Source organism: Micromonospora desertarenae (genome assembly GCF_056150265.1).
On record NZ_JAXCFQ010000002.1, the window covers coordinates 352,709 to 375,670 of the forward strand.

A 22,962-nucleotide genomic window follows, 5' to 3' on the forward strand; every position below is an offset into this window, starting at 1 on the left:
GGTTCAGCGCCCGCCGGGGGTGAGCAGGCCCCGGTCGTACGCGGTGGCCACGGCGGCGGCCCGGTCGTTGACCCCGAGCTTGGCGTAGACGTGCAGCAGATGGGTCTTGACGGTGGCCTCGCTGATGAACAGCCGGGCGGCCGCCTCCCGGTTGGACGCGCCCTTGGCCACCAGGGTGAGCACCTCCAGCTCGCGCTGGCTCAGCGGCTCCTCGGCGGGCGCGCGCAGCCGCCCCATCAGCCGGCCGGCCACGCTGGGGGAGAGCACCGACTCGCCCCGCGCGGCGGCCCGCACCGCCCGGACCAGCTCGTCCCGCGGCGCGTCCTTGAGCAGGTAGCCGGTGGCGCCGGCCTCGATCGCCGGCAGCACGTCGGCGTCCGTGTCGTACGTGGTGAGGACCAGCACCTTGGCCGGGTTGCCGGCGCTGGCCAGCCGGCCGATCGCGGTCACCCCGTCCATCCCGGGCATCCGCAGATCCATCAGCACGACGTCGGGGTGCAGGTGGGCGGCGAGCGCGAGCGCCTCGGCACCGTCGCCGGCCTCGCCGACCACGTCGAAGCCGGGGTCGCCGGTGAACATGCCGCGCAGCCCGTCCCGCACCACCGGGTGGTCGTCGACGATCAGCAGCCGGACCGGGGCGGTCAACCGGCACCTCCGGGGTGTGCGGGCACGGACGCCGAGACGGCGGTGCCGCCGCCCGGCTCGCTCTCGATGGCCAGTTCGCCGCCGACCCCGGCCACCCGCTGCCGCATGGCGGTCAGCCCGTACCCGCCGTCGGGGCGGCGGGGCGCGGGCGGGTCGGCGACGGTGAAGCCGACTCCGTCGTCCCGGACGTCCAGGGTGACCACGTCGCCCATGTACGACAGGGTCAGCCCGACCCGGGACGCCCTGGCGTGCCGGGCCACGTTGGCCAGCGCCTCCTGGCCGGTCCGCAGCAGGGTCACCTCGACCTCCGGGTGCAGCGGGCGGGCGTCGCCGGTGACGTTCACCTCGGCGCGCACCTCGTTGATGGTCGACCAGCGCCGGGTCAGCTCGGCGAGCGCCTCGGGCAGCCGGGCGCTCTCCAGCGCCTCGGGTCGTACCGCCCGCACCGAGCGGCGTGCCTCGGTGAGGCTCTCCCGGGCCAGGGCGACAGCGGTGTCCACGTGCCGCTGCCAGTCGGCCCGCCGGTCCCGCGCCTGCCCGGCCGCCTCCAGCTGGGTGATGATGCCGGCGAGGCCCTGGGCCAGGGTGTCGTGGATCTCCCGGGCCATCCGCTGCCGCTCGTCGGTCACCCCGGCCTCCCGGGCCTGGGTGAGCAGCTGGGCGTGCAGTCCCTCGTTCTCCCGCATCGTCTCGGCCAGCCGGCGGTTCGCCTCGGCCAGCTCCTCGACCAGCCGCTTGCGGTTGGCGTGCTGCCGGTCGGCGATGGTGCTGAACCAGATCATCCCGCCGGCCGCGCCCAGGTTGAACAGCACCAGCACGCACCAGAGCAGCCAGTGCGACAGGGAGGCCGGCATGCCGCCGCCCTGCGCGGTGGCCGCCAGGATGGCCGAGGCGGCCACCCCGGCGAACCGCCAGTTGCCGGGCAGCAGCATCGCGTGCAGGAAGCCGGCCCAGCTGAAGAAGCCGTACCAGGGGCTGATCAGCACCAGCACGGCGCTGAGCGCGAGCAGCCCGACGTAGTAGACGACCATCAGCGCGCGCCGGGTCGCCCATCCGGGGTGCAGGGCGACGAACCAGGTGATCCAGCACGCCGCGGTGGTGGCGACGAGCAGGTGCGGGGCCAGTGGCAGACCCACGGGCGCCGGCGCGGCGGTGGTGAGCAGTGCCCCGACGGCCAGCCCGACGTACGGGAGCACCCGGTGCAGGCGCGCCTCCCGGACCTCCCAGGGGGCCAGCCGGTCGACCTGCTCGGCGGTGCTGGTCATCGGACCTCGCTCACTCCCAGCGGAACAGCTTCGCCGCGGCGGCGCCCGCGAGTACGGCGATGACCGCCATTATCGCCAGGTGCAGCGGCTGCGGTGCGTCGGCGGTCCAGGCGTCGAGCAGCGCCTGCACGCCCGGCGGCGTGTAGTCACCGATCCGGACCAGGAAGTCCGGCAGCAGGAACCGGGGCACGTAGACGCCGCCGAAGAACATGGCCACCATGAACACCGGCACGGCCATGCCCTGTGCCGCCTTGGTCGTGCGGGCCACCGCCGCCACCAGCAGCCCCAGCGCGAGCAGGGCCGCCGTGCCGAGGACGAGGGCCAGGGCGAAGCCGAGCGGGTGCCGGGGCAGCGGCACGCCGAAGGCCAACCGGCCGACCGCGATGAGCAGCACGGCGCTGACCAGGATGGTGCCGAGCGCGATGACCAGTTGGGCGGCCAGCAGCGCCGCCGGGCTGGCCGGGGTGGTGGCCAGCCGGCGCAGCACCCCCCGTTCCCGGTAGGTGGCCAGCACCGTGGGCAGGATGTTCACCGCCGACATGGCGAGCGTGATCACCAGCAGCGACGGGGCGAAGTACTCGAGGAAGGACCGGCCGCCGAACTGCGGATCCGGCTCGCGTGTGGCCGGGATCAGCCCGAACACCGCCAGCAGCGCGAGCGGCAGCGCGACGGTGAGCAGCGGCGCGGCGAAGTCCCGCAGGTAGAGTCTCGTCTCGATCTTGAGGATCTGCCCGAAGGCGTGCATGTCGTTCTCTCTCACTCGGCGGGCCGGTGCCCGGTCAGCTCGACGAACGCGTCGTCCAGGGTGGACTGCTCCAGCCGCAGGTCGGCGGCGATGATCTGGTTGCGGGCGAGCACCGAGGTGACCGCGTGCAGCACGTCACCGGTGCCGGTCACCACCACCTGCCCGCCGGTGCGCTGCACGGAGGTCACCTCCGGCAGGTCGGTGAAGAGCCGGTCGTCAACCGGGGCGGACGGCCGGAACCGGATCCGCTGCTCCGGAGCCACCGACGACACCAGACCGGCCGGGCTGTCCAGCGCGACGACGCGGCCGCGGTCGATCACCGCCAGCCGGTCGCAGAGCCGCTCGGCCTCCTCCATGAAGTGGGTGACCAGCACGATCGTCACCCCGCTGTCCCGGACCTGCTCGATGAGGGCCCAGGTGTCCCGCCGGGCCTGCGGATCCAGCCCGGTGGTCAGCTCGTCGAGGATGGCGATCTCGGGATTGCCGACCAGCGCGAGCGCGATGGACAGCCGCTGCTTCTGACCGCCGGAGAGCTTCTTGTACGGGGTCTTCCGCTTCTCGCCCAGCCCCAGCTTGTCGATCAACTCGCCGGGGTCGGCCGGGTCGCGGTAGAACGAGGCGTACAACTCCAGCGCCTCGCCGACCCGCAGTTGGTCGGGCAGCTGGCTCTCCTGGAGCTGTACCCCGACCCGCTCCCGGAGTTGCGTCGGGTCCCGCCGCGGGTCCAGCCCGAGGACCGACACCCGGCCCCGGTCCGGTGATCGGAGCCCGGCTACACACTCCACCGTGGTGGTCTTGCCGGCGCCGTTCGGGCCGAGGATCCCGAAGATCTCCCCGGCCTCGACCGTGAACGACACGTCGTCCACGGCCACCACATCGCCGTACCGCTTGTGCAGGTTGGTCACCTCGATGACCGGCATCGTGCCGCCTTCCGCCGCTTGCTGTTCGTACGTCGAGCATGGCCGCGCGGACGCGGCGGCGGATCGACCACGCGGCGATCTTGGGGGACGGCGCCGGTTGATCCCGGTGATCCACCGACCGGTTGATGCGCGGGCGGCCACTAGGCTCTCCGTCGTGACCGCACCCCGCCTCGCCGCGCCCGTGACCGGCGCCGCCCGCCGGTTCTTCACCGGCGTCGGGCTGCTGCTGCGTGGACTCGCCCTCTACGTCCGCAGCCCCGGCCTGATGCTGCTCGGCATCGTGCCGGCTCTGATCTCCGGTGCGCTCTTCGTCACCGCGTTCGTCGCCCTGGCGTTCTTCGTGGACGACCTGGCCGAGTGGGTCACCCCGTTCGCCGACGACTGGTCGGCGACCCCGCGCAGCCTGGTCCGGGTGGTCGCCGGGCTGGCCTTCCTCGGGCTCGGCGGCCTGCTCGGGGTGCTCGCCTTCACCGCCGTCACGCTGGTGATCGGCGACCCGTTCTACGAGAAGATCTCCGAGCGGGTGGAGGAGCGGCTCGGCGGTACGCCGGGCGCTGTCGAGGTGCCGTTCTGGTCGTCGCTGCGCCGCAGCCTGGCCGACTCGGTCCGGCTGGTGGCCCTGTCGGTGCTGTTCGGCATCCCGCTCTTCGCGGCCGGCTTCATCCCGGTGGTCGGCCAGACAGTGGTTCCGGTCATCGGCGCGGCGGTGGGCGGTTGGCTGCTCGCGCTGGAACTGGTCGGCGCGCCCTTCTACCGGCGCGGGATGCGGCTGCCGGACCGCCGCTCGGTCCTGAAGGCGGACCGGCCCACCGCGCTCGGCTTCGGGGTGGCGGTCTTCGTCTGCTTCCTCATCCCGCTCGGCGCGGTGCTCATCATGCCGGCGGCGGTCGCCGGCGCCACCCTGCTGGCCCGCCGGTCGCTCGGGCAGTCCATCGAGGAGCGCTGACGTGCGGGTCGTCCTGGTCCAAGGGGACATCACCACCCAGCAGGTGGACGTGGTGGTCAACGCGGCGAACTCGTCGCTGCTCGGTGGCGGGGGCGTGGACGGCGCCATCCACCGGCGGGGCGGCCCGGCCATCCTGGCCGAGTGCCGGGCGCTGCGCGCCTCCCGCTACGAACGCGGCCTGCCGACCGGCCAGGCGGTCGCCACCACCGCCGGTGACCTGCCGGCCCGCTGGGTGGTGCACACCGTCGGGCCGGTCTGGTCGGCCACCGAGGACCGCTCGGCGCTGCTGCGCGACTGCTACGCCAACAGCCTGCGGCTCGCCGACGGGTTGGGTGCGCGGACGGTGGCGTTCCCGCTCGTCTCGGCCGGTGTCTACGGCTGGCCGGTCGCGGACGCGGTCGGCCAGGCCCTGGCCGTACTGCGCGCCGCCACCCCGACGACCGTCACCGAGGCACGGCTGGTGCTCTTCGGGCCGGACACCTACGAGGTCGCCCAGCGGGTCCACGCCGGCTGAGCCTGCCGCCCGCGCGCCCGCTTCCGGTCGCATACCCGAACGGTTCTGGCGAGGATGATTCCGGATCGGGTGCCGATTCCCGCCCGGTTTCGCCCGTGCATAGCCGTTTCTGCCCGACTCGGCAGTTCTAAGCAGTTAATACCTATTTCTAACAGCACGGGAAGAAATGCATTCCGCGTGCCTTTCTGTCGGGAAATTGTGCTGGGACAATCCGTCTGAAAAACGCCTTCGTCGGGCTATTCGCCTATACATTTCCCCCCGTGCCGGTAATCGGCGCCGGTGACGACATGGGGGTGAGCGATGAGGGCAGGCTTCGCGCGCCTGGCCGCGGCCGCGGTGGCGGTCGGCGTGCTGGTGTGGGGAGAGGCGTCGTCGGCCCTGGCGGGCGCCTCCGCCGACCTCGACCGGAGCGCCACGCCGACCGCGGAACCACCGTCGGCCGACCCGCCGGTCAACCGGGACGCGCGGCCGGCCGGATGGTGGGGCGGCGACGCGGTGCCGCTCGCGGCGCTCGGTCTCGGCCTGGTCGTGCTCGGCAGCGTGCTCAACGGCGCCCACCGCCAGCAGGCGGACGACTGAAACGGCTTTACCCGAACGTAGCTCCGGCCTCCGCGCAGTGCGGTCGTGGGAGCCGGGCTACGGGGCCGGGGGCCTCTCCGTCGCCGGGAGAGGCCCCCGCTGCCGTATCGGGACGGCTCCCGGCGGGCGGCGCGGGCGAACCCGGTCAGCCGGCCGAACGGACGGCGGCGACCGCCTCCACCTCGACCAGTTGGCCGTCGTAGCCGAGCACTGCCACCCCGAGCAGGGTGCTCGGCGGGTCGTGGTCGCCGAAGTGGTCGCGGACCACCTCCCAGACGGTGACCAGGTCGTCCTGCCGGTTCGACGCCACGTAGACGGTGGTCTTGACCACGTCGACGAGCCGGGCGCCGGCCGCCGCGAGGGCGGTCTCCAGGTTGGCCATCACCTGCCGTGCCTGGGCGGCGGGGTCGCCGGGCGCCACCGTCCGGCCGTCCGCGTCGAGCGGGCAGGCGCCGGCGGTGAAGACCAGGCGGGCGGGCGGCTCGACCGTGGCGGCGTACGCGTACTCGGCGACGTCGGAGAGCGCGGGCACCGGGATCAGGCGGGTCGCATCGGGCACCACTCGACGCTACCGCCGGCCGCGCCGGCCGCTCGACCGAATATCGCCGCGGCGAGGGCCGGCGAGGGCCGGCGCGGCCGGTCAGGCGGACTCGCGCCGGATCAGCTCGGTCGGCAGCACGAGGGCGGTCTCGACGGTCTCGCCGGCGGCCAGCCGGAGCAACTGGCGGGTCATCTGCCGGCCGATCTCCTGGATCGGCTGCCGGACAGTGGTCAGCGGCGGCTCGGTGTAGGCGGCGGTCTCGATGTCGTCGAAGCCGATCACCGCCACGTCGTCCGGCACCCGCCGCCCGGCCTCCCGCAGAGTACGCAGGGCGGCGTGCGCCATCAGGTCGGAGGCGGCGAAGACCGCGTCCAGGTCGGGGTGCTCGGCGAGCAGCTGCCGCATCGCCGCCGCCCCGGACTCCCGGGTGAAGTCACCGAACGCCACCAGCTCGGGCAGCCCGGCCGCGGCGACCGTGTCCCGGTAGCCGGCGAGCCGCTCGATCCCGGCGACCATGTCCTGCGGGCCGGCGATGGTGGCGATCCGCCGCCGGCCGATCCCGACCAGGTGCCGGATCGCGGCGGTCACCCCGCCGACCTGGTCGACATCCACGTACGGCACGTCGGCGGCGCCGAGCGGCCGGCCGCTGCACACCACCGGGATGCCCAGCCGGGCGAGCCGGCCGGGCAGCGGGTCGGCACCGTGCAGCGACGCGAACAGCACCCCGTCGACGTGCCGCCCGGTGGTGTACCGCTCCACCCGGGCGTGCCCGGCCGGCGAGCCGGCCAGCATCAGCACCAGCTGCTTGTCGGCCGCCTCCAGCTCCTGGCTGACCCCGAGGATGATGCCCGGGAAGACCTGGTCGTCGGAGAAGACCCGGGTGGCCGCCTCCGGCATCACCAGGGCGATCGAGTCGGTCCGCTGGGTGACCAGGCTGCGGGCGGCCAGGTTCGGCACGTACCCCAGCTCGGCCACCGCCCGGTTGACCGCCTCCCGGATCGGTTCGGCCACCGTGGTGGAGCCGTTCACCACCCGGGAGACGGTGGCCCGGGAGACCCCGGCCCGGCGGGCCACCGCTTCCAGCGTCGGCCGTTGCGCCGTCGTCATGGCCGCCATCCCCCCGCTCGTCACAGCCCGTTCCGGGAGATCACCTCCTGGTACCACCGGGCGCTGGCCTTCGGTGTGCGCCGCTGGGTCAGGTAGTCGACGTGGACGATCCCGAACCGCTTGCGGTAGCCCTCCGCCCACTCGAAGTTGTCCAGCAATGACCATACGAGATAGCCGCGCAGGTCCACCCCCCGGGCGATGGCCTCGTGGGCGGCGCGCAGGTGCCCGTCGAGGTACGCGATCCGGTCGGTGTCGACCACGCCGCCCCCGCCGTCCGGGCCGTCCGCCCCGGGCTTGTCCGGGAACGCCGCGCCGTTCTCGGTGATCAGCATCGGCACGCCCGGATAGTCGGTGGCGATCCGCTCCAGCAGCCGGGTCAGCCCGGCCGGCTCGATCATCCAGCCCATGTCGGTCAGCGGGCCGACCGGCGGCAGGAACTCCACCGCGCCGGCGGTGCCCGGATAGGCGCCCCCGCCGCCGGCCCCGCCGGGCCGGCCGGCGACGTAGGTGGGCTGGTAGTAGTTGATGCCGAGCAGGTCGATCGGGGCGGCGATCAGCTTCTCGTCGCCGTCCCGGACGAACGCCGGCTCGACGATCCCGCCGACGTGTTCCAGCACGTCCTCCGGGTAGCCGCCGGCCAGCAGCGGGTCCAGGAAGATCCGGTTGTGCAGGCCGTCGACCAGGCGCACCGCGGCGGCGTCGGCGGCGCTGGCCGGGTCGGCGGGCCGCACGTCGGCCGGGTTGAGGGTGATCCCGATCGTCTCCGCGCCGGCCGCGCGCAGTGCCCGCGCCGCCAGGCCGTGCCCGAGCAGCAGGTGGTGTACGGCGGTGAAGGCGGCCGCCGGGTCCTGCTCGCCGGGCGCGTGCACCCCGTTGCCGTAGCCGAGGTAGGCCGAGCACCACGGCTCGTTGAGCGTGGTCCAGGTGCCCACCCGGTCGCCGAGCCGGGCGTGCACCGCGGTGGCGTACACGGCGAAGTGCTCGGCGGTCTCCCGGTTGGTCCAGCCGCCCCGGTCGCCCAGGGTCTGCGGCAGGTCCCAGTGGTAGAGCGTGACGATCGGGTCGATGCCCCGGTCGAGCAGCGCGTCGACCAGCCGGTCGTAGAAGTCCAGGCCGCGCGGGTTGGCCGGGCCGGTGCCGTCCGGCTGGATCCGGGGCCAGGCCACCGAGAAGCGGTACGCCCGCAGCCCCAGCTCCGCCATCAGCGCCACGTCGTCGGCGTACCGGTGGTAGTGGTCGCAGGCGACGTCGCCGGTGTGCCCCTGGAACACCTTTCCCGGGGTACGGCTGAAGGTGTCCCAGATGGACGGGCCGCGACCGTCGTCCCGCGCCGCGCCCTCGATCTGGTAGGCGGCGGTGGCGGCGCCCCAGAGGAAGTTCTCGGGAAATCGGAGATTGCTCAAGCCTTGACCGCACCTTCCATGATGCCGCCGATGATCTGGCGGCCGAACAGGACGAAGACCAGCAGCAGCGGGAGCGTCGCGATGGCCGTACCGGTGAAGACCTGCGACATGTCCTGGTAGTACCCGTCGGAAAGGGCCCGCAGGGAGAGCTGCACGGTCGGGTTCTCCGGGTCGTTGAGCACAGCGTACGGCCAGAGGAAGTCGTTCCAGGTGGTCATGAAGGTGAGCAGACCGAGCACCGCCGCGGCGGGGCGCAGCGCGGGCAGCACCACGTTCCAGTAGATCCGGGCCGTGCCGCAGCCGTCGACCCGGGCCGCCTCGATCAGCTCGGTGCTGACCGCCTGGCCGGCGTACTGCCGCATCATGAACACCCCGAAACCGGTGACCAGCGCCGGCACGATCACCGCCGGTAGCCGGTCGTTCCAGTTCAGCTTCGTCATCAGCATGTACAGCGGGATGACGCCGAGCTGGGTCGGCACCATCATGGTCGCGATGATCACCAGCAGCAGCGCGTTGCGACCCCGGAAGCGCAGCTTGGCGAAGGCGAACCCGGCCAGGGTGGAGAAGAACACCACCGAGGCGGTGACGACTGTCGACACGATCGCCGAGTTGATCAGACCGGTCAGGAAGTACGCGTCGGTGTTGTCGAACAGCCGCGCGATGTTCGCGCCGAGGTTGCCGCCGGGGGTGACCGGCGGTGGCACCTGCCCCATCGCGTCGCTGGACCGGCTGGCCACCACGAACATCCAGTAGATCGGGAAGATCGACAGGAACGCGGCGGCGAGCAGCGCGCCGTACGTCAGCGGGCTGGCCCGCCACAGCCGGCTCATCGGAGGTCTCCCTTCGCGGCCCGGCCACCGGGCGTCTGCCCGCCGAGCCGCCGGATGATCAGTACGTTGACCGCCGCCACCACGGCGATCAGGGCGAAGAGCAGCCAGGCCACCGCCGAGCCGTAGCCGAAGTTGTAGTGCGGCGCGAAGGCGTTCTCGAACATGTACATGGTCACCGTCTGCGACTCGCGCAGCGGTCCGCCGCGGATCGGGTTGGTCCCGGAGTGGAACAGCCGGGGCTCGGTGAAGAGCTGGAGCCCGCCGATGGTGGAGATGATGACCGCGAAGATGATCGTCGGCTTGAGCAGCGGCACGGTGATCGACCAGAACTGCCGGGCCCGGTTCGCCCCGTCGATCGCCGCCGACTCGTAGAGGTCGCGCGGGATGGCCTGCATGGCGGCCAGGAAGATCAGCGCGTTGTAGCCGGTCCACCGCCAGTCGACCATCGCCGAGATGGCCACCCAGGAGGCGAACCGGTCCGACTTCCAGTTGACCGCGTCGATCCCGACCAGGTCGAGCAGCCAGTTCACCATGCCGAACTCGCGGCCGAAGAGCACCCCGAAGACGATGGCGACGGCGGCGGTGGAGGTGACGTTCGGGATCAGCACCGCCATCCGCCACCCGGTGCGGGCCCGCAGCGACCGGTTGAGCAGGTTGGCCAGCCAGAGCGCGGCGAGCAGTTGCGGGACGGTGGAGATGACGAAGATGCCGAGGGTGTTCACCACCGCGTGCCAGAAGTCGGCGTCGGCCATCAGCCGGGTGTAGTTCTCCGCGCCGACGAACGGGTGGTCGCTGCCGAGCAGGTCCCAGTCGTGCAGCGAGACCCAGAAGGTGTAGACCAGCGGGTACACCCCGAACACCGCGAAGAGCAGGAAGAACGGGGCGATGTAGAGGTAGGGCGAGTACCTGGTGTCGAACCGGCTGAGCCGGTGCGCCCGGGTGGGCCGCGCGGTGGCCGCCGGTACCACCGGAGGCCGCGCGTCGAGCTGGACGCTCATGGCCGGAAACTCCTCTCCAGCGCCGACCGCCCCGCGTCCGGCGCCCCGCCGGCCGCCCGGAGCTGGGCGTCGCGGGGGCGCGACGACCGGCCCCGGGGCGGCCGGGCCGGGGAGCGGGCAGGGGGCGGCGGGGGCTACTTGGCGGCGGCCTTCTTGGCGTTGGACACCGCGTCGGTCCAGCCCTGGTCCGGGCTGCGCTGGCCCAGCTCGACGGTCCGCACGGCGTTCTCCACCTCGGTCCGGACGGCCTGGTTCTTCGGCCCCATGTAGACCGGCTTCAGGTTCTTCGCCCCGGCGGCGAAGATCTGGCCGACCGGCGCGCCGGAGAAGTACGCGTTGGTCGCCCCGGTGATCGCCGGGTCCTCCAGCGCCTGCGGCGACGAGGGCAGCGGGCCCTTGGCCTTGAACGCGCCGATCTGCCCCTTGGTGCTGGTCAGGAACTTGGCCAGCTCGATCGCCTCGGCCTGGTGCTTGCTCTGCTTGGGCACCGCGAGGTAGGAGCCGCCCCAGTTGCCGCCGTTGCCGGGCACCTGGGCGATGTCCCACTTGCCGGAGGCCTCCGCGCCGGCGTTGCCCTCGATCACCCCGGTCATCCAGGCGGGGCAGGCGATGGTGGCGAACTTGGCCTGCTTGAAGGCGGAGACCCACTCCTCGGACCAGGCGCCGTACTTGCCGGACAGGCCCGAGTCGATGATGTCCATGGTGGTGTCCCAGGCCTGCCGGACCGCCGGGTTGCTGTCCACCACGAGGTTGTCCGAGGTGTCGTAGTAGCTGTAGCCCTGGGCGTTGCCGGCGGTCTGCAACAGGATGGTGTTGAAGGTGTTGGTGGCCGCGTCCAGGAACGCCGCGCCGGTCTTCTTCGCGGTGAACTGCTCGCCGACCCGGATGTAGTCCTGCCAGGTGGGCCAGAGCTTGGCGACCGCCTCGCGGTCGGTGGGCAGCCCCGCCTTGGCGAACAGGTCCTTGCGGTAGCACATCGCCATGCCGCCCACGTCGGTGCCGAGGCCGATGAGGTGCTTGCCGTCGGCGGTCAGCCCGCCGTTCCACTTCCAGTCCAGGAAGTTGCCCTTGAGCTCGGCGGCGCCGTGGTCGAGCAGGTTCACGAAGTTGCCGGGGTTGGCCTTGTACTCGACCAGCAGCCCCTCCTCGATGGCCACGATGTCGCCGGCGCCCTTGCCGGCGGCGAGCCACTGGGTGAGCTTCGGCGAGTACTCGTCGAGGTTGCCGCCGGTGCCCCGTTCGACGATCTTCACGCCAGGGTGGCTGGCCATGTACTCCTGGTAGAGCTGCTCGTAGCCGAACTGGCCGAAGACGTCGACGGTCAGCGTGATCGTGCCGTCGTCGTCGGCGGCGTCGTCGCCACCGCAGCCGGTGGTGAGGAGCATTGCGCTGGCGGTGGCCAGGGCGACCGCCGCGAGGCGGCGGCGCGAAAAGGCACCCATCTGTCTCGGACCCCTCTCAGGTCGGGCGGGTGGTGGTGGATGAATCTGAGAGAGCGCTCTCACGTAGATTGCTGGCCGGTCCGGGACGTGTCAAGAGAGCGCTCTCCGAGGCGTCCGGATCGTTACCTCGGCGCGCGCCTCACCCGGTGTCGCGACACGACAGTGGCCCCCCGTCGCCGGGAGGCCACTGGATCGTCGACGGTGCGGCGGTCAGCCGGTGCGCAGGCCGTCGAGCAGGGTGCGGTCGCCCGCCACGTCGAGGGTGTCGAAGCTGACCCGGCCCCAGAGCGCCAGCAGCAGGTCGCTCGCCGTGCCGCTGACCTGCACCCGGGCGTGGTGGTCGTCGTGGTCGAAAATGGTGGCGGTGTCCAGCAGGGCGACCCCCTCGCCGCGCAGCCTCAGGTACCACTCCTGCGCGGCGTCCACCGCGGAGAGGTGCACCACGCCGTGCCACTGGCCCTGGACCCGCCGCCGCCCGGCGGGCAGCCAGGTGTCCAGCACCTCGCTCACCCCGTCGGCGGCGAGCTTCGCCTCCACCGGCTCGCCGGCGGCGATGGCGAGCTGGGCGTCCCAGCGGTGCACCGCCGTCTCGTGCGCGGCCCGGCGCGGCCAGAACCCGGCCTTCTTCGGCTGCGGCGCCCAGTTCCAGGCCGGGGCCTCCGGGTCGAGCCCGTCGAAGAGGGTCATCAGCCGGTCGAACTCGTGCTGCCAGACCTGCACGGGGGTGCCGCCCGGTTCGAGGTCGGCGGGGTCGAGACCCTTCGGCGGGGCGGTGGTCGCGCCCGAGCCGGCGACCGAGTGCGCCCAGCGGTAGAAGGCGGCCAGGTGCAGGGTGAGGTCGGCGACCGTCCAGCCGGGGCAGGACAGCACCGGGGTCTCGGGAGGTGCCTCCGCCACGGCGGCGGCGAACGCCGGCCCCTCCGTGCGCAGCGCGCCGATCCAGAAGTCCTTGGTGCCGTGCAGTCTGCTCATCGCCATCCTCCCGGGGGTGACCCGGCCACCAGTGGGTGCCGCGGCTACCCACAGCCTAGGGTGAAAGGCGTGTCAGACGTCTACGCCCAGCCGACAACCGGAGCCGGAGCCGACGCCATGTGCGATCTGGCGCGTTTCACCACGTTGCGCCTGGGCGGCCCGGCAGGGCGGATAACGACCGCCACCAACGCGGAGGAAATCGTCCGAAGCGTACGCGAGGCGCAGGGACGGGACGAGCCGGTCCTGATCCTCGCCGGCGGCAGCAACGTGGTGATCGGGGACGCCGGTTTCCCCGGCACGGTGGTGCTGGTCCGCTCGCGTGGCCTGCGGGTCCTCGCCGAGGACGCGGACTCGGTCACCGTACGGGTCGAGGCGGGCGAGCCGTGGGACGAGCTGGTCGCCACCACTGTCGCCAACGGCTGGTCCGGCCTGGAGTGCCTCTCCGGGGTCCCCGGCTCGACCGGCGCCACCCCGATCCAGAACGTGGGCGCGTACGGGCAGGAGGTCGCCGAGACCATCACCGCCGTCCAGGTCTACGACCGGGTGGAGGGCGTCACCGGGCGGATCGCCGCCGCCGACTGCGGCTTCGCCTACCGGTCCAGCATCTTCAAGTACAGCGACCGCTGGGTGGTGCTCGCCGTCGACTTCCGGCTGGCCCGCTCGCCGCTCTCCGGCCCGGTCCGCTACGCGGAGCTGGCCCGGGCGCTCGGCGTCGAGGTGGGCGACCGGGTGCCGCTGGCCGACGCGAGGGCCACCGTGCTTCGGCTGCGCGCCGGCAAGGGCATGGTGCTCGACGCCACCGACCCGGACACCCGCTCGGTCGGCTCCTTCTTCACCAACCCGGTGCTGGACCGGTCGGCGTACGAGCTGCTGCGCGAGCGCGCGGCCGACCTCGGCGACCCGCCGGCCTGGCCGGGCGCCGGCGACGTGGTCAAGGTCAGCGCCGCCTGGCTGATCGACAAGGCCGGCTTCGGCAAGGGCCACCCCGGCCCGGAGGGTGTGGCCATCTCCAGCAAGCACACCCTGGCGCTGACCAACCGCGGCGGCAACGCCAGCACGGCCGCCCTGGTCGAGCTGGCCCGGGAGATCCGCGACGGCGTCCACCACCGCTTCGGCGTCACCCTCCACCCCGAACCCGTCCTCATCAACTGCACCATCTGACCCCACCCCCCCGCCCCCCGCCCCCCGGCCCCCGGCCCCCCGGTCCGCCGCCCCCCGGCCCCCCGGCCCGCCGCGCTGATCATGGAGTTGGCGGCGATGTCGATCGCGGGAACCGCCGCCAACCTCATGATCAACCTGGGTGGGTGGGTGGGTGGGTGGGGGTGGGTGGGGGTGGGTGGGTGGGTGGGGGTGGGTCAGGTGGGGGAGATGGTGGGCCAGGGGAGGGTCAGTTCGCCGAGGCGCCAGCGGCGGGGGCGGTCGAGGACGGGCCAGCCGGCGGCCCTGACCGACTCGACGGTGCGCAGCCAGCGCTGCCGGGGGCCGTACGGGGCGTAGCCGGCGGCGGCGTGCCAGGCGTCGTCGAGCGCGCGGAGGAAGTCGTGGATCGGCTCGCCGGGCACGTTGCGGTGGATCAGCGCCTTGGGCAGCCGCTCGGCCAGCTCGGCCGGGCTGCCCAGGGTGCCGAGCTTCGCGGCCAGGGTCAGCGTGCGCGGCCCGTCGGCGTCGAGCAGCACCCAGCCGCCGAGCCGGCCCAGCTCGTCGCAGGTCCCCTCGACCAGCAACCCGCCGGGGGCGAGCCCGCCGGTCATCGTCCGCCAGGCGCCGGCCACCTCGCTCTCGTCGTACTGGCGTAGCACGTTGAACGCGCGGACCAGGGCGGGCCGCAGCCCGGCCAGCTCGAAGCCGCCCCGGGCGAAGGTGAGCCACGGCGGGTCGGCGGCCGGCTCGGCGGCGGCCACCCGTACCGGATCGATCTCCAGCCCGACCACCCGCACGTCGGCGCGGACCGCGGCGGCCAGCCGGGCGCGCAGCTCCACAGCGGTGACCGGGGTCGCCCCGTAGCCGAGGTCGACCACCAGCGGGTCGGCCGCGGCGCGCAACCGGTCCCCGCAGGTGGCGACGATCCAGTTGTCCACCCGGCGCAGCCGGTTGGGGTTGGTCGTCCCCCGGGTCACCACGCCGAGCGGCCGGCGCCGCGCCGTCCCCGCCACGCCCGGGCCCGTCTCAGCCGACCCGGTGCACCTTGTGCTGGGCGGCCTGCGCCAGCGGGCGGACGACCAGCCGGTCCACGTTGACGTGGTGCGGGCGGGTGGCGCACCAGGCGATGCAGTCGGCGACGTCGTCGGCGACCAGCGGCTCGGGCACCCCGGCGTAGACAGCGGCGGCCCTGTCGGCGTCGCCGTCGAAGCGGACCAGGCCGAACTCGTCGGTCTTCACCATCCCGGGGTCGATCTCGATGACCCGGACCGGCCGGCCGCAGAGTTCCAGCCGCAACGTGCCGGCCATCGCGGTCTGCGCGTGTTTGGCCGCGGTGTAGCCGCCCCCGCCCTCGTACACCACGAAGCCGGCGGTGGACGAGACGATCACGATCGTGCCGGCGCCGGAGGACTCCAGCGCGGGCAGCAGCGCCTGGGTGACCCGCAGCGTGCCGAGCACGTTGGTGTCGTACATCCACTGCCAGTCGGCGACCGAGCCGGACTCCACCGGGTCCAGCCCGCGCGCGCCGCCGGCGTTGTTCACCAGCAGGGTGACCGGCCCGGGGGCCGCGGCCGCCGCCTCGGCGAGCCCGGCGACCGACTCGTCGGAGGTGACGTCGCAGGTCACCGCCGTGGCCGCGCCGCCGGCCGCGGTGATCTCGTCGACCAGGCCGGCCAGCCGGTCGGCGCGCCGGGCGGCGGCGAGCACGTGGAAACCCTCGGCGGCGAGCCGGCGGGCGGTGGCCGCGCCGATCCCGCTGGACGCTCCGGTGACGATGGCGACTGGGCTCATCCGGCCATTGTCTCCCCGGCCGGTGCGGCGGCTCGCGCCGGCCCGGCGGCGCCGCGATGAGGTCCGTCACGCCCGACCGCCTCCCGGGGCATTACCGATCCCCGATGGGGAAGATGACATCCGGCGAGGACGTTGTCCGAAAAGCGCCGGGCGTGCGGGACGGCATCAACCGTGACAGAGGGAGCGGACGTGGCGGAATTGCACACCGGCGTGGGTCGGCAGCGAGGTGCCCGGCCGTGGCCGCGGCCCCGGCGGATCGCCACCCTCTCGGTGCACACCTCACCCCTGCACCAGCCCGGCACCGGCGACGCCGGCGGGATGAACGTCTACATCCTCGAGGTGGCCCGGCGGCTGGCCGAGGCGGACGTCGAGGTGGACATCTTCACCCGGGCCACCTCCGGAGACCTGCCCCCGGTCGTCGAGATGGCGCCCGGCGTGCACGTCCGGCACGTCATCTCCGGTCCGCTGGAGGGGCTCACCAAGGAGGAGCTGCCGGGTCAGCTCTGCGCCTTCAGCGCCGGCGTGCTCCGGGCCGAGGCCGCCCGGCCGCCGGGCTGGTACGACCTCATCCACTCCCACTACTGGCTCTCCGGTCAGGTCGGCTGGCTGGCCAAGGAACGGTGGGGGGTGCCGCTGGTGCACACCGCGCACACCCTCGCGAAGGTCAAGAACGCCCAGCTGGCGACCGGTGACCGGCCGGAGCCCAAGGCCCGGGTGATCGGCGAGGAGCAGGTGGTCGCTGAGGCCGACCGGCTGGTCGCCAACACCGGGGTCGAGGCCCGCGACCTGATCGACCGGTACGACGCCGAGCCGGCCCGGGTCGCGGTGGTCGAGCCCGGGGTCGACCTGGCCCGGTTCCGGCCGGCCCGGGACCGGCACGCGGCCCGGGTCGCGGCCCGCCGCCGGCTCGGGCTGCCCGCCACCGGGTACGTGGTGGCGTTCGTCGGCCGCATCCAGCCGCTGAAGGCGCCCGACGTGCTGGTCCGGGCCGCCGCCGCGCTGCGCGAGTGCGATCCGGAGCTGGCCGCCGAGCTGACCGTGGTGGTCTGTGGCGGGCCGAGCGGCAGCGGCCTGGACCGGCCCACCGCGCTGATCGAACTGGCCGGCTCGCTCGGCATCGCCGACCGGGTGCGCTTCCTGCCCCCGCAGACCGGCGACGACCTGCCCGCCCTGTACCGGGCCGCGGACCTGGTCGCGGTGCCGTCGTACAACGAGTCCTTCGGCCTGGTCGCCCTGGAGGCGCAGGCCTGCGGTACGCCGGTGCTGGCGGCCGCCGTCGGCGGCCTGGTCACGGCGGTGCGGGACCAGGTCAGCGGGGTGCTGGTGGACGGCCACGACCCGGCCGACTGGGCCGCCGCGCTCGGCCGGCTGCTGCCCGACCGGCTGCGCCGGGAGGAGCTGTCCCGCAACGCCGAGCGGCACGCGCGCCACTTCTCCTGGGACCGGACGGTCGCCGGGCTGCTCGACGTCTACGGCGAGGCGATCTCCGCGCACCGGGCCCGGCTCGCCGCCGAACTGGCCGGCGACCCCGCCCTCTCCTGCTCCTGGTGACGCGGCCGCACGCCCGGGGTGGGTGCGCCGCGAAGTTGGTGTGCACGGTCGAGCCCGTTGCCGCGGGGTCGTAGCCCTGGTGTCGGCGCGCGGCGGGCCGGGCGCCCGTGACGCCTGCGGTGGCTCGCCCGTCCGGTGAGCTGGCCGGGGCGGCCGTAGAGTGGGTCCGGTGAGCGGAAAGAGCGATCTTGAAGCCCTGATCGAGTCGGTCTGCGACGAGCGGGAGCTGGCCTGGGAGCCCACCGGCCCGGGGTCGTACGCGGTCACCCTGCCCGGCACGCACAAGCTCAAGACCATCTGCAACCTGATCGTCGGCGAGCACGCGCTGCGGATCGAGGCGTTCGTTATGCGCCAGCCGGACGAGCGCCGCGAGGAGCTGTGGGCCTGGCTGTTGCAGCGCAACGCCCGGATGTACGGAGTGTCCTTCTCCATCGACGCGGTCGGCGACGTCTACCTGACCGGTCGGGTCAACCCGGCCGGGGTCGACGCGGACGAGCTCGACCGGCTGCTCGGCGCGGTGCTGACGTACGCCGACGAGTCCTTCGACACGATGCTGGAGATCGGCTTCGGCAGCTCGATCCGCCGGGAGTGGGAGTGGCGGGTCAAGCGGGGCGAATCCACCGCGAACCTGGCGGCGTTCGCGCACCTCTTCGAGCCGTCCGGTGGCGGTGCCGCCGGTGCCGGCACCGGCGGGCCGGGCGGTTCCGGGAACGCCGTTTCCGGTGCCGGGCGCACCGATGCGACGGGTGGAGGTTCGGACCCGTCCTGAGGGGTATGCCGCACCGCGCGGTGCGGCACTTGGGACCCGCCGCGTGCCGAAGACGGACTGTCGAGGAGCGTGAGCGTCCCATGGCTCAGCGGAACAGCTCAGGTCGCGGCGGGACTGCGACCAGGACGAAACGGCAGGCGGGTAACCGGACCCCGAACACCCCGGAGATCTCCGAGTCGGAGATCTCCCGGATGCGGGTCGACGACCTCCGCGGCCAGCTGCGCCGACACGGGGTTTCCGGAGTATCCGCACTGCGCAAGCCGGACCTGGTGAAGACCCTGGTCCGGACCCTGCGGTCGGCCGGGGGAGCGGGCCGGCGGAGCACCGGGCCGGCGGGCCGGGCCACCGGCACGAAGGCGGCGGCCGGTCGCGCCGCGGCCACGAAGAAGGCGGCCGGCAAGGCGGCACCGGCCCGGGCCAAGGCCGCCCCGGCGAACAAGACCGCCCCGGCGAAGAAGGCCGCGCTGAAGAAGGCGGCGGCGAAGAAGGCGCCGGCGAAGAAGACCACGGCGGCGAAGAAGGCGCCCGCGAAGAAGGCGGCCGGCGCGACCGCGGCGAAGAAGACCGCGACCGCCCGGCGGACCACGGCGGCGGCCAAGAAGGCGCCGGCCAAGAAGGCACCCGCGAAGAAGGCGCCCGCCGCGACGAGGACCACGGCGGCGAAGAAGACCACGGCGGCGCGGCGGACCACGGCGGCGGCCAAGAAGGCGCCGGCCAGGAAGGCACCCGCGAAGAAGGCGCCGGCGGCGAAGAAGACCACGGCGGCGCGGCGGACGACCGCGGCGGCCAAGAAGGCGCCGGCGAAGAAGGCGCCCGCCGCGAGGAAGACCACGGCCGCGAAGACCACGGCAGCGAAGACCACAGCCGCGAAGACCACGGCGGCGGGGCGGACCACCACGGCCGCGAAGAAGGCGCCCGCGGCCCAGAAGGCCACGGCCGGGGCGACGCGGATGCCGGCGCCGACCGCGGGTGGCGGGGTCCGTACCGGGCGGAGCAGTTCCCGGTCCGTCACCTCGTCCCAGCCGATCACGTCCCTCGCCGACCGGCCGGAACGCCCCGGGCGGAGCCTGGTCACCAGCAACCACGAGGTGATCCAGCGCTGGGCGCAGGAACGGGGCGCGAAGCCGGCCACCATCGCCGGCACCGAGCGGGAGGGCCGGGCCGGGGTGCTGACGTTCAACATCCCGGGCTACCGGGAGAGCAGCCGGATCCGCGAGATCACCTGGGACGAGTGGTTCCAGACCTTCGACCTGCGCAAGCTGAACCTGATCTACCAGGAGCAGCTGCGCGACGGCCGGCAGAGCAACTTCTTCCGGACCGAGTCTCCGGACCGGGAGGACGGGTGAGCGAGCGGTCCGGGCGGCGGCGCGCGATGTCCGTCGAGTTTCGGCGCCCGGGGTGTTTGCGGGAATTGCCGACGGGTATCCGCAGTTGACCTGGAGACGAGGCCCGGCGAAGCGGTCCACCTGATCCGTGTGACCGGCGAGACAGCCGGAGCGGGTTGAATCCGTAAACCGGGCGAACTAACTTTATTGCACCGCGCCACGCTTGGAAACGTTCGGGGGAGCGGCGGATCGATCAGATCCGTGCACCGGGCGAGGCGCAGGGGACGAGTGGAGCAACATCGTTGGGGGACGGTGTCCACTCGTTTGGACCGGCGGCGCGAGCGGGCGACGCTTACGGGGGTGAGTGCCGCCCGCCGCCGCCGGTCATACGGTGCGGGTGCCCGTCACGACTCTGTCGTGGCGGGCGCTTTGCGTTCCGTACCGGTCGGCTGTCCGGTTGTCAGCCGCCGGTGAGGGCCGGCTCGGGGCGCTCGGCGGTGGCCCGGCGCAGCGCGGCCACCCGCCGTTCCCGGGGCGGGCCGGCCCAGAGGTGCCCGGCGGCGGCCAGCAGCCCCAGCCCGCCGACGACCAGCCAGTGCCGCTCGCCGAGGTACTGCAGGCTCACCCCGCCGAGGGTGGGCGCCACGAACGACGCGGCCGGGAAGGCCAGGTAGAAGACCGACTGGTAGCGGGCCCGCAGGTCGGGCGGGGCGAGGTCGGCGTTGATCTGCGCGTTCGGCGGCGCGGCCAGCATCGAGCCCACCGTCCAGACCACCGCGGCGCCCAGGTAGACCGCCAGGTCGTCGGCGAAGGCGAGGGCGCCGAAGCCGAGCGCGAGCAGCCCGGTGGAGACGGCCAGCACGTGGTCCTTGCGGTGCCGCTCGATCAACCGGGGCACGAAGAGCTGGCCGAGCACGATCAGCACCCCGCCGAGCGCCACCACCGCGCCGTACGCGGACGGGCTGAGCCCGTCCGACCGCATGGCCAGCGGCATGATCGTCGAGGTCTGCAGGGTCAGTACGGCCAGCACGAAGGTCAGGCCCACGAAGACCAGGAAGATCCGGTCGGTCAGCGCGGTGCGCAGCCCGGGCCGACGGGAGCGTCGGCCCGGCCCCACCGGCCCGCCGTCCGGGCCGACCCGGCCTCGGCCGGCCGCCGTCGCCGGGGCTCCATGGCCCGGATCGTGGACGGTTTCGGTTCGGGTGGAACGGAAACCGTCCACGACCGGAGCGCGGCGGGCGCTGCCGGCGCGGCCCGGGAGGGTCTCCGGGACCTTCCAGGCGATCACCGCGGCGGCCAGCAGGGTGGCCGCCGCGTCGACCAGGAAGAGCGCGACGAAGCTCGCCTCGGCGAGGACGCCGGCCAGCAGCGAGGCCACCGCCATGCCCAGGTTGAACGCCCAGAACTGGAGGTTGAAGGCGCGCGAGCGGCGCTGCTCGGGCACCACGTCGACGATCGCCGCGACGAACGCCGGGCTGGGCATCGAGTGGACGACGCCGACCAGCGCGGCGAGCACCGCGATCACCACCAGGTGACGGCTGAACGCCAGCGCCACCATCAGGGCCGCGGTGACCAGGTGGGCCGCGAGCAGCGTGGACCGCCGGCCCCACCGGTCGGCGAGCACCCCGCCGAGCAGCACCCCGGCCGCCCCGCCGGCCCCGTACGCGCCGACCACCACGCCGGCCACCGCCTCGCTCGCGCCCCGCGCCGCGGTCAGGTAGAGCGGCAGGAAGAGCATCGCGAACGCGCCGGCCCGGTTGATCAGCAGCCCGGCCCATAGGTACCAGAAGGTGGCGGGCAACCCGCCGGCGGTGTCGTCCAGCCAGCGCCGCAGGGGCCGCACGCGTCCTCCGTACAGTTCAGTTAACTAACAGTTTCGTCCAGACGGTAGGGACCCCGGCCGTCGGGCGCCACGTGTCGCTGGTCACCGCGTCCCGGCCGACTCGGTCGACCGGGTCGGGCCCCGACCACCCGTCCCCGGCCCGGCCGCACCCGCCGCGGCGCCGCCGTCGGTGGTGGCGGGAGGCGGGGAGACCTCGGTCGTGGCGTTCGGCGTCACCGGCAGGGCGGGGGCGGTGGCCGCCGCCTCGGCCGCCTCGGGCACCGGCGTCCGGGTGGCGGTGACCGGCACGACCTGCTCGGCGACCGCCCGCAGCGCGGCGGCGCGCCGCTCCCGGGCCGGCCCGGAGACCAGGTGGGCCACCGCCGCCACGGCGCCGATCGCGGCGCAGCCGAGCCAGAGGGCGCCGTTGCCGGCCTGCTCCCGGACCAGGCCGCCGAGGATCGGGGCCAGCGCGCCGGCCGCCTGCCAGGAGAGGGAGAAGACGCCCTGGTAGCGGCCGCGCAGCGCGGCGGGCGAGAGTTCGGCGATGAGGGTGGCGTTGGACGGCGAGTTGAGCATCTCGCCGAGCGTCCAGATCAGCACGGTGATCCCGTACAACCAGGCGGTGTCGGCGAACGCGGTCAGCCCGAAGCCGACGCCCATCACCACCGAGGCCAGGGCGAGCACGTGCGACCGGCTCCGGCCGCGGATCAGCCGGGGGACGAAGAGCTGTCCCACCACGATCAGCACGCCGTTGAGCGCGATCACCGAGCCGTACGTGGCGGGGCTCAGGCCGGAGTCGCCCATCGCGATCGGCAGCATCGAGATGTGCTGGAGGAAGACCAGCGCGGCGAGCAGGTTCAACGCCACGAAGCCCAGGAAGACCCGGTCGGCCAGGATGGTGCGCAGCGCCCCGGCCGGTGCGGGGCCCTTGGCGCGTGCCGGCGTGGCGGTGATGCCGGTCCCGGTCTCGCCCACCTTGACGAAGATGATCAGCGCGGTGACCAGCGTGGTGATCGCGTCGACCACGAAGAGCAGCAGGTAGCCGGCCTGGGCGGCGAGGCCGGCGAGCACCGCGGCGCAGGCGAAGCCGAGGTTGATCGCCCAGTAGTTCAGGGAGAAGGCGCGCAGCCGGTCTTTGGCCGGCACCACGTCGATCATCATCGCGCCGAACGCCGGCCGGGCCGCCTCGGCGAACAGGCCGAGCAGCAGCGCGCCGAGCGCCACCGCCCACAGGTCCCGGGCGAAGCCGAGGGCGAGCATCATGGTGGCCGCGCCCAGGTGGGCGGTGAGCAGGGTGGGGCGGCGTCCCCAGCGGTCGGTCAGGGTGCCGCCGACGGTGGTGCCGACCGCGCCGCCGACGCCCCAGAGCCCGATCACCAGGCCGGCCTGCGAGGCGGAGAAGCCGCGCTCCTGGGTGAGGTAGATGGCCAGGAACACCAGCACGAACGAGCCGAGCCGGTTGATCAGGGTGCCGGTCCAGAGGTACCAGAACCGCCCCGGCAGTCCGCCCGCCGTGTCCCTGAACCAGCCTCGTACCGTCCGCATCCGGCGCCCCCGCTTCGGTAATGACCGATCTATCACAAACGCCTTACAACCTAGTGCCGGGGCGGAGTGCCGGTCATCGGCTTTTCCACGTGGTGGTCGTCACGACCGG

At 73.6% G+C, this 22,962-nt stretch carries 22 protein-coding genes and 1 pseudogene; 7 read left to right on the forward strand and 16 right to left on the reverse strand.

The annotated features are described in order from the left end of the window. Window positions 1-3: 3 nt before the first annotated feature. From SM577_RS04660 to SM577_RS04675, 4 genes are read right to left on the reverse strand one after another with little or no spacing between them, the layout of a single operon-like run. On the reverse strand, window positions 4-645 hold the full coding sequence (locus tag SM577_RS04660; RefSeq protein ID WP_302920811.1) for a response regulator: 642 nt from the start codon (window positions 643-645) through the stop codon (window positions 4-6). Beyond that, window positions 642-1,910 carry a sensor histidine kinase gene (locus SM577_RS04665; RefSeq protein WP_302920813.1) on the reverse strand — a complete coding sequence of 423 codons (1,269 nt, stop codon included), beginning with the start codon at window positions 1,908-1,910 and terminating at the stop codon, window positions 642-644. Before SM577_RS04665 ends, SM577_RS04660 begins: the two co-directional genes overlap by 4 nt. Window positions 1,911-1,920: 10 nt before the next feature. After that, window positions 1,921-2,655 carry an ABC transporter permease gene (locus SM577_RS04670; RefSeq protein ID WP_302920814.1) on the reverse strand — a complete coding sequence of 245 codons (735 nt, stop codon included), beginning with the start codon at window positions 2,653-2,655 and terminating at the stop codon, window positions 1,921-1,923. A gap of 11 nt (window positions 2,656-2,666) precedes the next feature. After that, window positions 2,667-3,575 (reverse strand): ABC transporter ATP-binding protein, encoded by a 909-nt coding sequence (locus SM577_RS04675; RefSeq protein ID WP_474582332.1) that lies wholly within the window; start codon window positions 3,573-3,575, stop codon window positions 2,667-2,669. Window positions 3,576-3,729: 154 nt separating this feature from the next. On the opposite strand from SM577_RS04675, the gene SM577_RS04680 reads away from it, so the two are divergent. The 3 genes from SM577_RS04680 to SM577_RS04690 all read left to right on the forward strand — a co-directional run bounded on the left by SM577_RS04680 (window position 3,730) and on the right by SM577_RS04690 (window position 5,614). Further along, entirely contained in the window at window positions 3,730-4,521 is a 792-nt protein-coding gene (locus SM577_RS04680) for an EI24 domain-containing protein (protein ID WP_302920816.1), read from the forward strand. A gap of 1 nt (window position 4,522) precedes the next feature. Continuing rightward, entirely contained in the window at window positions 4,523-5,035 is a 513-nt protein-coding gene (locus tag SM577_RS04685; RefSeq protein ID WP_474582331.1) for an O-acetyl-ADP-ribose deacetylase, read from the forward strand. Window positions 5,036-5,335: 300 nt separating this feature from the next. After that, on the forward strand, window positions 5,336-5,614 hold the full coding sequence (locus SM577_RS04690; protein ID WP_302920818.1) for a hypothetical protein: 279 nt from the start codon (window positions 5,336-5,338) through the stop codon (window positions 5,612-5,614). 145 nt (window positions 5,615-5,759) lie between these two features. On the opposite strand, the gene SM577_RS04695 is transcribed toward SM577_RS04690, so the two are convergent. From SM577_RS04695 to SM577_RS04725, 7 genes are all read right to left on the reverse strand, one after another. Beyond that, the gene (locus tag SM577_RS04695; RefSeq protein ID WP_474586367.1) at window positions 5,760-6,173 is read right to left on the reverse strand and encodes a RidA family protein; all 414 of its coding nucleotides are present in this window, start codon (window positions 6,171-6,173) and stop codon (window positions 5,760-5,762) included. Window positions 6,174-6,254: 81 nt separating this feature from the next. Next, entirely contained in the window at window positions 6,255-7,262 is a 1,008-nt protein-coding gene (locus SM577_RS04700) for a LacI family DNA-binding transcriptional regulator (protein WP_302920820.1), read from the reverse strand. A gap of 20 nt (window positions 7,263-7,282) precedes the next feature. After that, a complete protein-coding gene (locus SM577_RS04705; protein ID WP_302920821.1) occupies window positions 7,283-8,665 on the reverse strand; it encodes a GH1 family beta-glucosidase in 1,383 nt (460 codons plus the stop codon). Further along, window positions 8,662-9,495 carry a carbohydrate ABC transporter permease gene (locus SM577_RS04710; RefSeq protein ID WP_302920822.1) on the reverse strand — a complete coding sequence of 278 codons (834 nt, stop codon included), beginning with the start codon at window positions 9,493-9,495 and terminating at the stop codon, window positions 8,662-8,664. The genes SM577_RS04705 and SM577_RS04710 overlap by 4 nt, the downstream gene beginning before the upstream one ends. After that, window positions 9,492-10,493 (reverse strand): carbohydrate ABC transporter permease, encoded by a 1,002-nt coding sequence (locus SM577_RS04715; protein ID WP_302920823.1) that lies wholly within the window; start codon window positions 10,491-10,493, stop codon window positions 9,492-9,494. Before SM577_RS04715 ends, SM577_RS04710 begins: the two co-directional genes overlap by 4 nt. Window positions 10,494-10,627: 134 nt before the next feature. Continuing rightward, entirely contained in the window at window positions 10,628-11,935 is a 1,308-nt protein-coding gene (locus tag SM577_RS04720; RefSeq protein WP_474586368.1) for an ABC transporter substrate-binding protein, read from the reverse strand. Between the two features lie 210 nt (window positions 11,936-12,145). Next, window positions 12,146-12,907, reverse strand: coding sequence for a maleylpyruvate isomerase family mycothiol-dependent enzyme (locus SM577_RS04725; protein WP_474586369.1), 762 nt, complete (start codon window positions 12,905-12,907; stop codon window positions 12,146-12,148). Window positions 12,908-12,976: 69 nt separating this feature from the next. Here SM577_RS04725 and SM577_RS04730 point away from each other — a divergent pair, with 69 nt between their 5' ends. Continuing rightward, window positions 12,977-14,068 (forward strand): UDP-N-acetylmuramate dehydrogenase, encoded by a 1,092-nt coding sequence (locus SM577_RS04730; RefSeq protein ID WP_474586370.1) that lies wholly within the window; start codon window positions 12,977-12,979, stop codon window positions 14,066-14,068. 194 nt (window positions 14,069-14,262) lie between these two features. On the opposite strand, the gene SM577_RS04735 is transcribed toward SM577_RS04730, so the two are convergent. Together SM577_RS04735 and SM577_RS04740 are read right to left on the reverse strand one after the other, a co-directional pair. Next, the gene (locus SM577_RS04735; RefSeq protein ID WP_302920826.1) at window positions 14,263-15,060 is read right to left on the reverse strand and encodes a class I SAM-dependent methyltransferase; all 798 of its coding nucleotides are present in this window, start codon (window positions 15,058-15,060) and stop codon (window positions 14,263-14,265) included. Window positions 15,061-15,073: 13 nt separating this feature from the next. Beyond that, window positions 15,074-15,838 carry an SDR family NAD(P)-dependent oxidoreductase gene (locus SM577_RS04740; protein ID WP_474586371.1) on the reverse strand — a complete coding sequence of 255 codons (765 nt, stop codon included), beginning with the start codon at window positions 15,836-15,838 and terminating at the stop codon, window positions 15,074-15,076. A 189-nt stretch (window positions 15,839-16,027) separates the two neighbouring features. On the opposite strand from SM577_RS04740, the gene mshA reads away from it, so the two are divergent. Beyond that, window positions 16,028-17,389, forward strand: a complete 1,362-nt coding sequence (gene mshA, locus SM577_RS04745) for a D-inositol-3-phosphate glycosyltransferase (RefSeq protein ID WP_474586372.1) — start codon at window positions 16,028-16,030, stop codon at window positions 17,387-17,389. A 169-nt stretch (window positions 17,390-17,558) separates the two neighbouring features. Next, the gene (locus SM577_RS04750) at window positions 17,559-18,158 is read left to right on the forward strand and encodes a type III secretion system chaperone family protein (protein WP_474586373.1); all 600 of its coding nucleotides are present in this window, start codon (window positions 17,559-17,561) and stop codon (window positions 18,156-18,158) included. A gap of 85 nt (window positions 18,159-18,243) precedes the next feature. Here SM577_RS04750 and SM577_RS04755 read toward each other — a convergent pair whose 3' ends face one another. Then, window positions 18,244-19,233: a hypothetical protein gene (locus tag SM577_RS04755; protein ID WP_474586454.1), complete on the reverse strand. Its 990-nt coding sequence runs from the start codon at window positions 19,231-19,233 to the stop codon at window positions 18,244-18,246. Here SM577_RS04755 and SM577_RS04760 point away from each other — a divergent pair. Beyond that, window positions 19,127-19,504, forward strand: a pseudogene (locus SM577_RS04760) (hypothetical protein); the annotation flags it as partial. The gene SM577_RS04755 and the pseudogene SM577_RS04760 sit on opposite strands and share 107 nt — an antisense overlap. Before the next feature lie 439 nt (window positions 19,505-19,943). On the opposite strand, the gene SM577_RS04765 reads toward SM577_RS04760, so the two are convergent. Continuing rightward, entirely contained in the window at window positions 19,944-21,326 is a 1,383-nt protein-coding gene (locus SM577_RS04765) for an MFS transporter (protein WP_474586374.1), read from the reverse strand. An 81-nt stretch (window positions 21,327-21,407) separates the two neighbouring features. Next, a complete protein-coding gene (locus SM577_RS04770; protein WP_474582321.1) occupies window positions 21,408-22,853 on the reverse strand; it encodes an MDR family MFS transporter in 1,446 nt (481 codons plus the stop codon). Between the last annotated feature and the right edge of the window lie 109 nt (window positions 22,854-22,962).